Below are 13724 nucleotides of genomic sequence, written 5' to 3' on the forward strand. Positions count from 1 at the left end.
GAAATGAAGCAGCCGAGCTATAAGGGCTTTGCCCCTTTGTCTGATGCTGTAATTGACGCAGCCTGCGCCGGTGACGTTGATGCGATTGACCGCATTCTGCGCCATTACGACGGGTACATAAACAAATTGTGTGTCCGAAAGTACATCGACGGAAGCGGCAATGTGCATTATGACGTGGACGAGTACATGAAGCGTCGATTGCAGATCAAGCTCATTCATTCCATCGTTGTCACGATAGAGTGACGGAACCGGCCCCGGAAACGGAAATGTCTTTATTTCTTCCTTTCCACGTTTTCGCTGACCCGGAGGCCGCAGGCTGCACCTTGACAAATATGCCCGCAAGATAACGGCGGCGCATCATAGGACAGACGGACACGATCTGTCTGTGTTGAGCCAATCGGACGATGCGCCATGACGCCGTTTCAAGCCCGCAGGACGGGGCCACTGTAACGGGTGAGCGATAAACACCAGACCGTAAAACAGGTGTGGCAACCTGTGGGCGATGAAGCACAGGCAAGACAATGAGACTCCCGCGTTGAACGCCCTCACAGCATTGCGCGGCGCACCCATCAGCATGGGCCGGGGTGAAATTCCCGTGGAGCTGTGCCAACAGCCGTCCGTTTATAGTCCATTTTTGGCAACAAACAATGCCGTCCTCTTTCAGTTCGGAAAGGAGGACACTGTGATTAGTAGTGATGCGCTGGCTCGTATGCGCCAGCAAAATATAAAAGAGGTCAACAAGGACGACCTTGTGGACATCCGTTCTGTTGTCGTTGATACGTCCCTGCCGCCTGAACAGCGCATGATGGACTATCTGGAAAAAATCAAAAATCCCTACTGCTTTCGCTGTGGGGATGCGGTTGTTTCTATTCACTTTGCCGACAAGGGGAACAGCCTTGACAGCCTTCTCAAAAATTACTTTATTGGGCTGAAAAGAAGCTGATTTTCCCGCCTTTTTATGCTATAATCGTATTGTGATTATAGAGGATTGGAGGTATCGTGAAACGAGGCAGAAAATCTTCTAACAACACATTCACAGAGAACGGCAAAAAGATTTGGAAATGCGGAAAATACAAACGGCTTTCCAAAGAGGACGGACACGACGTAAGTTACAGCATTGAGAACCAAGACGCCATACTGGACTACTATCTGTCCCAGCACCCGGAAATCCAAGTGGTAGGCGACTATCAGGACGATGGCCGGACGGGAACCGACAGCGACCGGGAGGATTTTCAAAGGCTTTTGTCCGACATCTACGCAAAAAAAATTAACTGCGTAATCGTCAAAGACCTTTCCCGATTGTCCAGAAATGACTATGAGTGCGGTCACTATTTGGAATATGTGTTCGTTTCTCTGGATGTTCGTTTTATCTCCGTAGAGCTTCCAGCACTGGACAGCTACCTACGGCCCGAAGAAATCAGCAGCATTGCCACCAAGATGCAAAGCTACATGAACGACCAGCATTGCTACCAGACATCAATCAAAATCCGCAGCGTTTTGGATATGAAGCGTAGCCAAGGACAGTTTATCGGAGCTTTCGCCCCGTATGGGTATCTGAAAGACCCGAACGACTATCATAAGCTAATCGTCAATCCTGAAACCGCCCCTGTTGTGCAAGACATTTTCAGATGGTATGTATATGAGGGCATGAACAAAAACGCGATTGCAAGAAAACTGATTGATTTAGGTATTCCAAGCCCCACAGCCTATAAGCAACAGTTGGGATTGAACTATCACAATCCCCATGCGCAGACAGGCAAGGTCTATTGGAGCGACCGCACCATTGTGAATATGCTGAAAAACCCGACGTATTTAGGCCACATGGTACAAGGACGGCACCAAGTAAAAAGCTATAAGGTTCATACCATTGTCCCGATCCCGGAAGAAGATTGGTTCTGGGTGGAAAACACCCATGAGGCCATTATCGACCAAGAAACCTATGACCGGGCGCAGGAACTTTTGGAACGGAATGTGCGTACTTCCCCGAAAGCAAAAACGGTGTACCTGTTCTCCGGCTTTCTCCGCTGTGGAGATTGCAAGCGAGGCATGACGCGCCGGACTTCCAAGGGGTACACTTATTATAGCTGTAAAACGTACATTATGAAGAACAGAGGTTTATGCACCAGCCACACCATCCGGGACGAACTTGTAGAGCAGGTAGTCTTTGAAACCGTTAAAAAACAGATTGCCCTCTGTGAAACCCTTACACAAATTATTGATGAAATCAACCAAGCCCCCGTAGTGCGTAATCAATCAACGAGGATCGAGAAGCAGCTTAAAACCAAGGAGCAGGAACTTCATAAGGTGACAAACCTTTGTGACAGCCTGTATATCGACTGGAAAAGCGGCGACTTGACACGGGAAGAATACCACCGTATGAAAGCGAAGTTTGAAGAACAGGCCGAAGAAATCCGACAGACGATTGCTAATCTTCAAGAGGAACAGACCTTTGTTTCAAACGGTATTACTTCCGACGACCCGTACCTGCAAACTTTTTTGAAGTACAAGAACATCGACCATTTGGAGCGCGGTATTGTTGTTGCCTTGATTAAACAGATTAACATTTACGAGGGAAAACAAATTGATGTGGAATTTAACTTTGCAGACCAGCACCAACGGATTTTGGACTTTATCGAAGCGAACCGTCCGAAGTTGAGTGTTGTCAGGACGGAGGCCGTCTAACCGGCGGCTTTCCTCTCCTGATTTTTCAGGCGCAAAGTTGTGTATAAAAGAACGAGGCTGTAGCCTCGTCCAGGATGACAATAGGGGCGTCCTTCAAGATGGCCCGGGCGATGGAAATGCGCTGCTTCTCCCCGCCGGAAAGGGTGGAGCCGCCCTCCCCGACCACTGTGTCATACCCATCTGGCAGGGCCATGATGAAGTCGTGGCAGCAAGCGGCCCTGGCGGCGGCCACCACCTGCTCATGGGTGGCGTCGGGGCATCCGAACTTGATGTTGTTCTCCACGCTGTCCTGGAAGAGATACACATTCTGAAAGACCATGGAGATGTTCCGCAGCAGGCTCTCGCACGTGTACTCCCGTACGTCGCGGCCGCCGACGGACACGGTCCCGCTGTCCGCATCGTAGAACCGGGCCACCAGATTGCAGATGGTGCTCTTGCCGGAGCCGGAAGGCCCCACGATGGCGGTGGTGGTCCCCTGGGGCGCGGTAAAGGTCACATCGTGGAGCACCTCCCGCTGGCCGTAGCCGAAGGACACATGGGAGAGGGCCACATCGAACTTCTCCGGGGTGATCTCCCGTCCGTCCTTGTCGATGAAGTCGGTGTGCTCCAGTTCCTCCAGCCGGTCCAGCACCGAGTCAGTCACCGACAGGACGTGTGCCGCGTCGTTGATGGCCTCCACGCTGCCGAAGATAGTGAAGGAGAACAGGGCGATCATCAGGAAATACGGGAGCGGCAAAGCCCCCACCAGAGCCTGCTGCCCGGCGGTAAGGACCAGCCCCACGGACGCAGCCCGCAGAGCAAACAGGTGCAGGCAATTCCAGGGCACGAATCCAAACTCATTCTTGATGCGGATGGCCTTGTTGTCCCGGCATGCCTCTCGGAACCGCTGGACGGATACCCCGTCCTGGCCGAAGGACTTCACCACCGGCAGGCCGTGGATGTACTCGATGGCCGCGCCGGAGAGAGCCTCCTGGGCCCGGTGGCCCACCGGGGCGGTGCGGGCGCTCTGCCGGCCGATGCCCCGCAGGGCAAAGGCGGAAACCAAGACGCCGACCAGCGCCACCAGGGCCGCGGGCGGGCAGAAGATGGCCACGCACAGCAGGATTACCGCCACCTGGATATAGCCGTTGATCACCGCGTCCACCATCTTCATGCTCTGAAGTTCCAGCGTGCTCAGCTCCGTGGTGAGGGCGGTCAGGATGTCCCCCAGGTTGTTCCTTGCGAAGTATCCCAGGGACACCCGTTTCAGCACATCCCCCAGCTCCATGCGCTGGTCTGCCGCCCGCTCCGTGCCGATGCTCTCCTGGAGCCGGTTCTTCCAGTAGGTGAAGAGGAACCGCAGCAAAATCAGCGCCGTGATCCCGACCAGGCACAGCCAAGGGAGCGAAGCGGAGATTTCGCTTTCTCCCCAGGCGTTCCCGATCAGCCGGCCCAGGGCCCAGGCGGCCAGCATCACCGGCCCGGCGGTACACCAGGTGGCGAAGAAGGAGCAGACAAAGCCCAGAATCATGCGTCTCCGGTAGCCCTTCGCCCACCTCAATATGCGTCCGACACTGTGAAACATCTCAGTTTCCCTCCTTTTCACCCGATGTCACGGCCCAGCTCCGTGCCCCAACATGCGCCGCCCACAACGTCTGATACAGCGGGCAGCGATCCAGCAGCTCCCTCTGGGTGCCTCTGTCCACGATCTGCCCCTTCTCCAGCACCACGATCTGATCCGCGTTCTGAATGGTAGACAGCCGGTGGGCAATCACCAGCAGGGTCTTTCCTTTTGAGAGGGCCATGATGGACCTCTGGATCTTGTCCTCATTCTCCGGGTCCGTGAAGGCGGTGGCCTCGTCCAAAATGACGATGGGCGCGTCCTTCAAAATTGCCCGGGCGATGGCGATACGCTGACGCTCTCCGCCGGAGAGCTGCTTACCCGCGTCCCCGGCGGCGGTGTCCCAGCCGTGCTCCAGACGGCCGATGAACTCCTCACACTGGGCTGCCCTGGCGGCTGCAAACACCTCCTCATCCGAGGCCCCCGGCCTTCCCAGCCGGATGTTCTCCTTTAGGGAGCAGTCAAAGAGAAAGTTGTCCTGGGTGACGAAGCTGATCTCCCGGGAGAGCTGTTTCAGAGGCAGTTCCCGGATGTCCCGCCCACCCAGGGTAATGGAGCCGCCGGTCACATCCCAGAACCGGGCCGCCAGCCGGGCGATGGTGGACTTTCCGCCGCCGGAAGGGCCCACCAGAGCGGTAAACTTCCCCTGGGGGATGGTCAGGTCCAGATGGTGGAGCACTTCTTCCCCATCGCCGCCGTAGGAGAAGGACACATCCCGCAGCTGAATATCGCAGCCATTGAGGGGCGCGTCCCGCTCCACCTGGGACAACTGGGGCAGGTCCAGCAGCTCCCGAGTGTCCTTCACAGCAAACTGCATGCTCTTCATGGAGTTGATGAAGGCAGTGGCGCTCATGAGCGGGGTCACGATCCCCAGCGCCAGCATCAGGCACAGCGTCACCTGGGCCGGGTCCAGCACCCCTGTCTGATAGAGATAGATCCCCATGGGGAGCGTCCCCAGCAGGGTAGTGGGCAGGATGGACAGGCACAGGTTCATGGAGGCCCAGGTGCAGCGGAACCAGTCCATCGTAAAATCACGGAAGGATCTCACCGCATTGGCGAATTTCTGATAGGACCGCTCCCCCTGGCTGAAGGCTTTGACCACCTGGATACCCTCCACATACTCCACAATGACGCTGTTCACATGGGCGTTGGCCGCCATGTAAGCGGCGTAGTTTTTGTTATAAGTCCGCAGCCCAAATGCCATGGGAATCAGTGCCACGGGGATGGTCACCAGCAGGGCCATCCCCATCCTCCAGTCGATGGCAAACATGGCGATAGCCACCACCAGGGGCAGCAGGATGTTGGAGCTCAGCTCCGGGATCATGTGGGCCAGGGGCGGCTCGATGTCCTCGATCCGGTCCACGATGGTGCTCTTCATGGCGCCGATAGGCCGGGAGTCCACCTCTCCCAGGGGCGCCCCCATAAGCCGGTCCGCCGCCTGGAGGCGCAAGCCCTCCAGAATGGTGTAGGCGGATACATGGGCCAGCATGGTGGACAAGGCGTAGCCCGCCACCTTGATGGCGTAACCCGCAAGGCATACGCCGCACCAGAACAGGATGCCCTCCCAGCTGGCCTGCCGCTCCAGAAACAGCCGGATGATCTGATAGACGCCAAGGTATGGCACAAAGCCACCCGCAACGCTGAGAATAGCCAGCACCACAGAGGCGGCCATCTTCCCCCGGCAGGGCGCGGCGAAGGACAGCAGGATGCCAAGCCAGGTCCTTTCCTTCATACACAGCACTCCTCTCAAAGAAAAATCGTTGTAGTTCGCTCACGCTAACTACAACGATTATAGGGAGATACTTTGTTCCTGTCCGCTCCGGCGCGCCGGTTCGGTCCCGTTTGGACGAAAACATTTACCGCCCTTCCCGCCGGTATTCCAGCGGGGTCTTCCCTTTGGCCTCCCTGAACACGGCAGCGAATTTACTGGCGCTGTCGTAGCCCACCCGTCCGGCGATCTCCGCCACGCTGGCCTGGGGCTCCTGCCGCAGGAGCAGAGCGGCCCGATCCATGCGGAGGTTCCGCATATAGGTATTGACCGGCTGGCCGTAGACCGACTTGAAGCACTCCTTCAGGGCTGTGGCAGGGATAGAGAAACGCGCTGAGAGTTCCGCGATGGTGTAGTGCCGCTCCAGATCCTCCGTCAGCAGGCGGTGAGCGGCCTTTACCTTCTCCACCTGAGATTTGTAGAAGTAGGGCTTCTCTGTCCTCCCGTCCAGTTCCAGTGCGTCCAGGTACAACAGCAGTTCCAGCACCTTGATGCGGAAGTAAGGCAGTTTGATCTGCTCCGGCACCGCATAGAGCTCCTGGAAGATGTGGTCCACAGAGGGCGCCCCGTGGATCACCCTGGGGTGGCGGCCGGCGCAGAACTTCTCCTGGAGCCGCACCAGATCCACCGGGAACTCCCGCACCCACTCCTTCAGAGACTGAACAGCCAGAGGCAGGGTGAAGCCGATGGTAATGCCGTGATAGTGAGAGAGCGGGAAGGTGAAGTGGCCCTGGTGCTCCAGCCGTCGGTCCAGCTTTAAGTCCCCGGCCTCCACGTAGGAGTAGGCATCCGGCCCCGCCGGGTACTCCATCCGGCCCTGGCGGCAGTAGTCGATGCACAGCATATCTTCCGTGGTGCGGAACACGGAGTCATAGCTCTCCATGTGGAAGTCGTTATACATGAGATAGACGCCGGGAAACAGGTCATACTGGGTCATGACCCCCTCCCCGGACTCACTGTGAAACTGGAAGACCCGGCATCCTCCACTCTCTGCTACGGGGCTGGGAAAGCCATTGTCCGCCATGATGCGTTCCAGCATGGTTCTCCTCCTCTCAGAGCCGCAGCACCCGGTCGCAAGCGCGCTGCAAAAACTCCTGGTCGTGGGTGACCACCAGCACGATCCGCCCCTGCTGGGCCAGGCTTCGAATCACCCCGGACACTTCCACCATACGGGCATAGTCCAGGCCGCTGGTGGGTTCATCAAAAATCAAGATCGGTTTCTCCGACAGCAGCGCCGTGGCCACCGCCAGCCGCTGCTTCTGCCCGCCGGACAGGGACATGGGGTGGCGCTCCCGGAAGGGCAGCAAATGGAGGCTGTCCAGCACCCCTTCCACTGTTGAGTCTGGCGCATCCGGTGCGGACATCCGGCACTCGCCCCACACGCTGTCGGAGAAGAGCTGATGGTTCACATCCTGCATGACGCAGAACGCCGCCTTCTGCCGCTCCTTTCGGTTCAGCGGTCTGCCATCCAGTCTGATCTGTCCAGCCTGTTCCCGGATCAGGCCGCACAGGCACCGGGAGAGGGTGGTCTTGCCCACGCCATTGGGTCCGGTGATAGCCACCACTTCCCCGGGGCGGGCAGAAAAGGACAGGTCTTGAAACACAGCAGGTTCCTTTCGGTAGGCGCAGGTCAAGCCCTCTACGGACAAGCCTTCTTTCACACCGGCTGGCGCCACAGTTGACAGGGTGCAGCCCGCAGGTATCAAGGTGCGCAGGCCCAGGGCCTCCCGCTCCCTATCGGTCAGGGCGCAGAACTGCGCCCGGGTGAAGGTACGCTCCAGCACCCCGTCCCGCAGATAGAGCGCCCGGTCGATCAGATCTGTAAGGAAATACAGCCGATGCTCCGCGATCACCACCGTGCGGCCCTGATGTTTCAAACAGGCGATCTGGTCGTGGAGCCGAGCGATGGCGTCCTGGTCCAAATTGGCCGTGGGCTCGTCTAGCACAAAAACCTCCGGGCCCATGGCATAGACCGAGCCGAAGGCCAGCAACTGCTTCTGCCCACCGGACAGGGAGAAGATGCTCCGCCTCTGCAATTCCTGAAGATGCAGGGCCTCCACCGTATCCGCCACCCGCCTTCGGATCTCCTCCGGCGGCCGGCCCTCATTTTCCAGACCGAAGGCCAGTTCACTGTCCGTGTCCAGATTGAAGAACTGGGATTTGGGGTTCTGGAATACGGAGCCGACTTTCCGGGCCAGCTCGTACATAGGTGTCGTTCCCGGGTCAAGTCCGTCCACCTCTACCCGCCCTTCCAGGCGGCAGCCGGGGGTAAAGGCCGGGATCAGGCCGTTGATCAGCTTTGTCACCGTAGTCTTACCGCAGCCGGAGGCCCCGCACAGCAGGACGCACTCCCCCGGCGCGATGGCGGCGCTGACCTGGGAGAGCGTCTCCTGCGCTTCCCCATAGCCGAAGGAAACATTGTCAATGCTTATCATTGTCATTGCCTCCCTTATTGTACCACAAATGAGATCACCAGCAAGGCCAGACCTGCCAGCATCCCCAAAAAGTCCAGAGGGGAAATCCGCAGGGATACAGCGCTGGTTTTGCGGGCCGGGTTTTCGATCCCGCGGGTCACAGCCGCAGCGGATAACTCTTCCGCCGTCTCCGTGGCGGATACCATGAGAGGCATCACCGTACACTCCAGGCGGTCAAGGCCCCGGATGTTCCGCAGCTTCATGGCGTCCCGGATATAGCCTATCTCCTCCCGGATGGCGGGGAAATACCGCAGCGTCACGGAAATGGCCACAATCAGCTTCTGGGGGATATGTAACTGCCGCAGGGCTACGATCAGATATCGCAGCGGGGTGCAGGTCAGCATCAATGCCCCCGTCATTAGGCATGGGAACATCCGGCGGGTGTAGGTGGCGAAGATGGTGAAGCTGGTGGCGATGATCATGGGGGACATTGGCAGGATGAATTGCTGGAAGGCCACCAGCGCGCAGTATCCCACCGCCCATTTGGCCGCCATGGTCAGCCTCCCATGGCCCAGTATCAGTACCAGCAGCAGTCCGATCAGGGCCAATTCCAGCCAGAAGGCGTGGGGACGAAAGGCGATCAGGTTCGCGGCGATCAGTAGCCAGAGCCCCGCCCTCGGGTCAAAGATTCGCTGCTCTGTTTCCATCTCACACCAGGCCGGCTTTCTCAAAGTGCTTGCGGAACATGGCCCGGGCGATGAAGCCGCCGATGATGGCGCCCACGACGGGAGCCAGGAACAGCACCACCAGCATGACGTTGGAGGAAAGGGCTTCCAAGGTATTCACATAGTCCGCCGGCATCCCCTGCTCCGTGATCTGCCGCAGGAAGTCCTCCCGCATCAGCCAGATGGGCAGCGGGGAGCCCACCATGCCCACCGAGAACAGGACGAAGGACACCAGATTGCCAGCCATGCTCCGGTAATGGGTGAGGCCCCGGGTGAGTTCCGCCAGGCCGCAGGCCAGGACGAAGGAGACCAGGATCACCACGGTAAACTGCCCGGTGACATAGTAAATGAGGCCGGTGATGAGGCCCATCAGGAGGACAGAGCCTACCTTCTGCACCTTGGCGCACATCATGAGATACGGGATGCCGGTGAACAGAGCGATGAAACCGGGCATCAAAATCCACAGCAGCGGGTGCAGCCCGCCCAGGAGCATGAAGGCGAAGTTGATGACAAAGTAGATGGCTGAGAAAATCCCTACAGTGATGACATCCTTGCCGCTCATCCCGCGGCGCTTGATTGGTTCAGACATAACGCACTCTCCTTTAGTTAGATATTGCTAACCAATATGTTGAAAAAACAGGACGCCGCTCGGCCTCCTCACATCGCCTTATTTTATCAGTTGAGTATCTGGTTGTCTGCCCTGTTTGGCCGACTTTGCTCTGATTGGACGAGATTATTGCCCCCGTGTGTGTTTGTCAAACGAAAATGTGAGCAAAAGGGCCCCAAAAAAGTGAGCACCTTCAGCACCAGATTTCATGTCGTGAGCAATGCTTTTCCCAAGTACCAAATGCTCACCTTTTGAGTACCCGGAAAGATGAGGGCCTTTTGCAAGAGTGGGTACCCTGGGGGGCCTAATGCTCACATCAGTCCCCTGGGGGGGCCAAACGCTCACATCGGTGTCCAAAGCCCTTTTGCACTAATTTTGAGTACCCTAAGTGTATGCTCTCTGGCGGTTTAGGGACTGGGTAAGCCGGTAGCTCTCCCCAGAGAAAATCACAATATGGCTGTGGTGAATAAGCCGGTCAACAAGTGCCGCAGTCAGGCGGTTGTCGCCAAAGACGGTGTTCCACTGAGAGAACTCCAGGTTTGAGGTAATAATCAGGCTCTTGCGCTCGTAGCAATCGGAAATCACTTGGAACAGCAGTTCAGCGGCATCCTTGTGCAGAGGGACGAAACCAATCTCGTCAATCACAACAAGCTCTACCTTTTTCAGCGTACCCGGGTAGTTGTTCAAGGTCCCCTTGGTGTTCTTCTCCAGCAGGATGTTTGCCAACTCCGCCGCAGTAAAGAAGCGGACACGCCGCCCCTCCTGGCAGGCTTTCAAAGCAATAGCCGTAGCCAGATGGGTCTTTCCCGTCCCAACGCTCCCCATAAAAATCAGGTTTTCTTTTGGGGCAAGGAACTGGAGGTCGGTCATGTATTCCTGTGGCAAGCCGCCAGGAAGTTCAATGGCGGAGTTCCACACAAAATCATCCAGTGTCTTCATCACCCGGAAACCAGCCGTCTTTACCATGCGGTTAATCCGGTTGGTTTCTCGTTCCTGCAATTCCAGTGTCAAGAGATCGGTCACATACTGCTCGGTATTTTCGTAGGGGACGCTCCGCCAGCCTTTCGCCATGCCGCCCAGCTTCACTTGCCGCATGAGCTGTTCAATCTGTTCAGCCATGAGCCTCACCTCCCATCAGGCCATCATAGGCTGAGAGGTTTGGATTGTAGTTCAGCAATGGGGCTCCGGAGAGTTTAAGCGGATCTGGGCGGTACTCCTTCTTGGCAATCATGTAATAACACTGCCGCAGGCTGTCCACATCGGCCCGGCCATTGGCGGCTGCCATTTCCAGAGCATCATCACAGAACTCAGAGTTTCCGTCAGCAACGATTTCGCTGAGAAGTTGCAGGGCGCTCTTCCGCTCTTTTCCCTTGGTGGAAGCAAGATAATCCTGCCACCGTTGCGGCATTTGGTGGAAGAAACGGGTATGCTCAATCGCTCCTGGCTTTTTGCAGAGGGTGGACACATACTGCGTCCAGTCGTAGACCTCATCATTGGTCTTGTAGCTTCTGGGAAAGCGTCCAACCGGTCTGTGGTCGTGGTAAAACGCTACATGGTCATAGAAGATTTTGGCCTGTACTTTTTCGCCGGCCAGCATGGGAGATAGCCCGTATTTATTCGTCTCAATCGTTGCAAAGCCTGTTTTACTCACGGTAAGCGTCGTGTAGCGGAACACAGAGAAGGGATACTGCGGCAGCTCTAAAAGTGCCGCCTTGTCCTCTTCCCAAAGTTCCCGGATGGGAACCTTGTGCTTGTAGTGGAGCCGGTCAGCGTCCTTTTCGCACCACTCCAAGAGCTGTTCATTAAATTCCTCAAACGAGGTAATGACTGGGACCGGGACAAACGCATTGCGGCGGCTGTAACCAACCTTGTTCTCTACATTGCCTTTTTCGTTGCCGGAAGCCGGATTGCAAAAATCAGCTTGGAAACGGTAGTGGAGCATAAAGCGGGTAAAGCCGTCCGTAAGGACACGCTCACCATCTTTTAGTACCTGAGCAACCGCCGTGGTCATGTTGTCAAACCGCAGCCTGGGAGGGACGCCGCCAATGTGCTCAAAAATCCGCTTCATGCCTTCCAGCAGGCACTCTTGGTTTTGAGACGGGAACGCTTGCGTTACTCCGTTGTTAGAGCCGGGGAATGAGATCGTCAGCGCATAGAACGGAAAGCGTTCTCCAGTAGCGGCCCATTCGCCTTCCGCAAGGCCGAAGTCCACCTGTCCCCAGCCTTTGGGGTGCTCCAGTGGGAGATACCCGGCACTCAGAGTTTTCATGACATATTTTTTCTTGCGGACATACTTCTTCACGGTGGAATAGCAGCCAGTAAACCCATGCTCATCACACAGGCGGTGGTAGGCGCTGTTTCCTGGGGGCCTTTCGGTCCTCCTCCAGCCATTTATCAATGATGGGGATGAAGTCTTGCAGCACCGGATAGCTCTGTGGCTCAATATCCGGCAGATTGTCCTCGCTCCAGTTTTCCTGGTAGGCGTACTTGCGGACAGTCTCAAAGCTGTGGCCGGTTATGCGGCATATTTCCCGCAAACTTGCCTCTTCATTTTCGTAGAGGTCTTTGATATACTTGATTTGAGCCATTCGTAACACCTTTCTGCTACCCCCTTATGGGTTATCCCACCTAAAGGGTAGCGTTTATTTCGGGTGCTGACAATGGCTCATTTTTATTTGCCATTGGGGTGCTCACTTTTTGGGTAGCCTTTGCTACATTTTCATTTTACCGAAAACAATTTTACACACCACAAATATAGAATTACGCCCGAGGCTCGTAAGTCTCGGGCGTTTCTTTTGCAGTATTCTTTTGGGGTATTCTTTACTTGGTACATCCCCAAACCCCTTTAATCTTTTATATTGCAGCGGCCGTTTCTGCCAAAAGAGGCAAAATCGAAACGACTGCTTCCCCAATTATAACTGTACTATACCTACGTGCTATATCAGACCCTGTCTCAACTGGTGTAAAATTGGTGTAATTCATTAGGCAGCCATACCATCAAATCAACGATTTTCCAGGCATTACAGCGGTTTGGTGGGTTCTCTATGTATTTTCAGCGCTTTTAAATACAAAAGCACCCACCTCGCTGCAAACTGAACTTTTGAATAAAATATTATATCAAGGAATACCCCTCAATGCAAACCCTTTTGGGCCGCTGCCCCATAAAAAAGGGACCACAGCTCGTCTGTGGTCCCCAGAGGATTCAGCCCTTCAGTTTTTCAATGGCCGCTTTGGCCGCCGCCTGCTCCGCCTCTTTTTTGCTGCGGCCCCGGCCCTGGCCGATGGGGGCGCCGTTCAGGTCCACCTCCACCGAGAAGATCTTGGCATGGTCGGGGCCCTCCGCGCCGATGAGCTGATAGCCCAGCACCTGGCCGCTCTCCCGCTGGACCAGCTCCTGCAGGGCGGTCTTGTAGTCCCGGCTGGCGCTCTTCTCCTCCTCCCGGTCCAGAATGAACCGCTGGATGATCTTCCGGGCCGAGCCGATGCCGCCGTCCAGATACACCGCCGCCAGCACCGCCTCCACCGCGTCGGCCACGATCGAGGGCCGCTCCCGGCCGCCGCCGGCGTCCTCGCCCTTGCCCAGCTTCAGGTAGGCCCCCAGGTCCAGCTGCTGGGCCACCTCCACCAGGCTGCCCTCGCACACCAGAGCCGCCCGGGTGCGGGTCAGGTCCCCCTCCGGCAGGTCGGGGTGGGCGCGGTACAGATAGTCCGCCGTCACCATGCCCAGCACCGAGTCCCCCAGAAACTCCAGCCGCTCGTTGCTCTGGGCCCCCTTGGCCTTGTGCTCGTTGGCGTAGGAGCTGTGGGTGAGGGCGTTTTCTAGCAGCGCCCGGTTTGTAAAGCGATAGCCCAGCTTCTCCTCCAGCGCTTCCATCGCTGTCCCTTCCTTTCAAAGCGGGAGCCCCGCCGGCGGCGGGGCTCCCCTGGT

Annotated in this window: 13 protein-coding genes; 3 read left to right on the plus strand and 10 right to left on the minus strand. The window is 56.8% G+C overall.

The features are described from left to right. Positions 1 to 3 precede the first annotated feature (3 nt). The 3 genes from B5F88_RS02725 (at position 4) to B5F88_RS02740 (ending at position 2682) form a co-directional block, all read left to right on the plus strand. Complete coding sequence (locus tag B5F88_RS02725) at positions 4 to 243, plus strand: helix-turn-helix domain-containing protein (protein WP_087341454.1); 240 nt, start codon at positions 4 to 6, stop codon at positions 241 to 243. Positions 244 to 535: 292 nt separating this feature from the next. After that, positions 536 to 943: a DUF6870 family protein gene (locus B5F88_RS21270; protein ID WP_242959604.1), complete on the plus strand. Its 408-nt coding sequence runs from the start codon at positions 536 to 538 to the stop codon at positions 941 to 943. A 56-nt stretch (positions 944 to 999) separates the two neighbouring features. Then, the gene (locus B5F88_RS02740; RefSeq protein ID WP_242959605.1) at positions 1000 to 2682 is read left to right on the plus strand and encodes a recombinase family protein; all 1683 of its coding nucleotides are present in this window, start codon (positions 1000 to 1002) and stop codon (positions 2680 to 2682) included. Between the two features lie 25 nt (positions 2683 to 2707). Here the strand turns inward: B5F88_RS02740 and B5F88_RS02745 are convergent, their stop codons facing one another. The 10 genes from B5F88_RS02745 to rnc form a co-directional block, all read right to left on the minus strand. Next, on the minus strand, positions 2708 to 4246 hold the full coding sequence (locus B5F88_RS02745) for an ABC transporter ATP-binding protein (protein WP_242959606.1): 1539 nt from the start codon (positions 4244 to 4246) through the stop codon (positions 2708 to 2710). Position 4247: 1 nt separating this feature from the next. After that, positions 4248 to 6014: an ABC transporter ATP-binding protein gene (locus B5F88_RS02750; RefSeq protein WP_087341455.1), complete on the minus strand. Its 1767-nt coding sequence runs from the start codon at positions 6012 to 6014 to the stop codon at positions 4248 to 4250. Between the two features lie 124 nt (positions 6015 to 6138). Continuing rightward, entirely contained in the window at positions 6139 to 7089 is a 951-nt protein-coding gene (locus B5F88_RS02755; RefSeq protein ID WP_087341456.1) for an AraC family transcriptional regulator, read from the minus strand. Between the two features lie 13 nt (positions 7090 to 7102). Next, positions 7103 to 8485: an energy-coupling factor ABC transporter ATP-binding protein gene (locus tag B5F88_RS02760; RefSeq protein WP_087341457.1), complete on the minus strand. Its 1383-nt coding sequence runs from the start codon at positions 8483 to 8485 to the stop codon at positions 7103 to 7105. Between the two features lie 14 nt (positions 8486 to 8499). Further along, the gene (locus B5F88_RS02765) at positions 8500 to 9171 is read right to left on the minus strand and encodes an energy-coupling factor transporter transmembrane component T (protein WP_087341458.1); all 672 of its coding nucleotides are present in this window, start codon (positions 9169 to 9171) and stop codon (positions 8500 to 8502) included. 1 nt (position 9172) lies between these two features. Then, on the minus strand, positions 9173 to 9778 hold the full coding sequence (locus B5F88_RS02770; RefSeq protein WP_087341459.1) for an MptD family putative ECF transporter S component: 606 nt from the start codon (positions 9776 to 9778) through the stop codon (positions 9173 to 9175). A gap of 402 nt (positions 9779 to 10180) precedes the next feature. Further along, positions 10181 to 10915 (minus strand): IS21-like element helper ATPase IstB, encoded by a 735-nt coding sequence (istB, locus tag B5F88_RS02775; RefSeq protein ID WP_087341460.1) that lies wholly within the window; start codon positions 10913 to 10915, stop codon positions 10181 to 10183. Continuing rightward, a complete protein-coding gene (gene istA, locus B5F88_RS02780; protein ID WP_242959607.1) occupies positions 10908 to 12098 on the minus strand; it encodes an IS21 family transposase in 1191 nt (396 codons plus the stop codon). The genes istB and istA overlap by 8 nt, the downstream gene beginning before the upstream one ends. A 31-nt stretch (positions 12099 to 12129) precedes the next feature. Continuing rightward, on the minus strand, positions 12130 to 12384 hold the full coding sequence (locus B5F88_RS20585; protein WP_087341462.1) for a hypothetical protein: 255 nt from the start codon (positions 12382 to 12384) through the stop codon (positions 12130 to 12132). A gap of 614 nt (positions 12385 to 12998) precedes the next feature. Continuing rightward, a complete protein-coding gene (gene rnc / locus B5F88_RS02790; RefSeq protein WP_087341463.1) occupies positions 12999 to 13670 on the minus strand; it encodes a ribonuclease III in 672 nt (223 codons plus the stop codon). Between the last annotated feature and the right edge of the window lie 54 nt (positions 13671 to 13724).

The sequence above is a fragment of the Flavonifractor sp. An306 genome (genome assembly GCF_002159455.1).
GTDB lineage: Bacteria > Bacillota > Clostridia > Oscillospirales > Oscillospiraceae > Flavonifractor.

What these genes read in the sequence shown, in the direction of transcription:
- B5F88_RS02755 (WP_087341456.1), bottom strand. Translation starts at nt 7,089, where the DNA reads ATGCTGGAACGCATCATGGCGGACAATGGCTTTCCCAGCCCCGTAGCA.
- rnc (WP_087341463.1), bottom strand. Translation starts at nt 13,670, where the DNA reads ATGGAAGCGCTGGAGGAGAAGCTGGGCTATCGCTTTACAAACCGGGCG.
- B5F88_RS02745 (WP_242959606.1), bottom strand. Translation starts at nt 4,246, where the DNA reads ATGTTTCACAGTGTCGGACGCATATTGAGGTGGGCGAAGGGCTACCGG.
- B5F88_RS02750 (WP_087341455.1), bottom strand. Translation starts at nt 6,014, where the DNA reads ATGAAGGAAAGGACCTGGCTTGGCATCCTGCTGTCCTTCGCCGCGCCC.
- B5F88_RS20585 (WP_087341462.1), bottom strand. Translation starts at nt 12,384, where the DNA reads ATGGCTCAAATCAAGTATATCAAAGACCTCTACGAAAATGAAGAGGCA.
- B5F88_RS02770 (WP_087341459.1), bottom strand. Translation starts at nt 9,778, where the DNA reads ATGTCTGAACCAATCAAGCGCCGCGGGATGAGCGGCAAGGATGTCATC.
- B5F88_RS02725 (WP_087341454.1), top strand. Translation starts at nt 4, where the DNA reads ATGAAGCAGCCGAGCTATAAGGGCTTTGCCCCTTTGTCTGATGCTGTA.
- istB (WP_087341460.1), bottom strand. Translation starts at nt 10,915, where the DNA reads ATGGCTGAACAGATTGAACAGCTCATGCGGCAAGTGAAGCTGGGCGGC.
- B5F88_RS02765 (WP_087341458.1), bottom strand. Translation starts at nt 9,171, where the DNA reads ATGGAAACAGAGCAGCGAATCTTTGACCCGAGGGCGGGGCTCTGGCTA.
- B5F88_RS02760 (WP_087341457.1), bottom strand. Translation starts at nt 8,485, where the DNA reads ATGATAAGCATTGACAATGTTTCCTTCGGCTATGGGGAAGCGCAGGAG.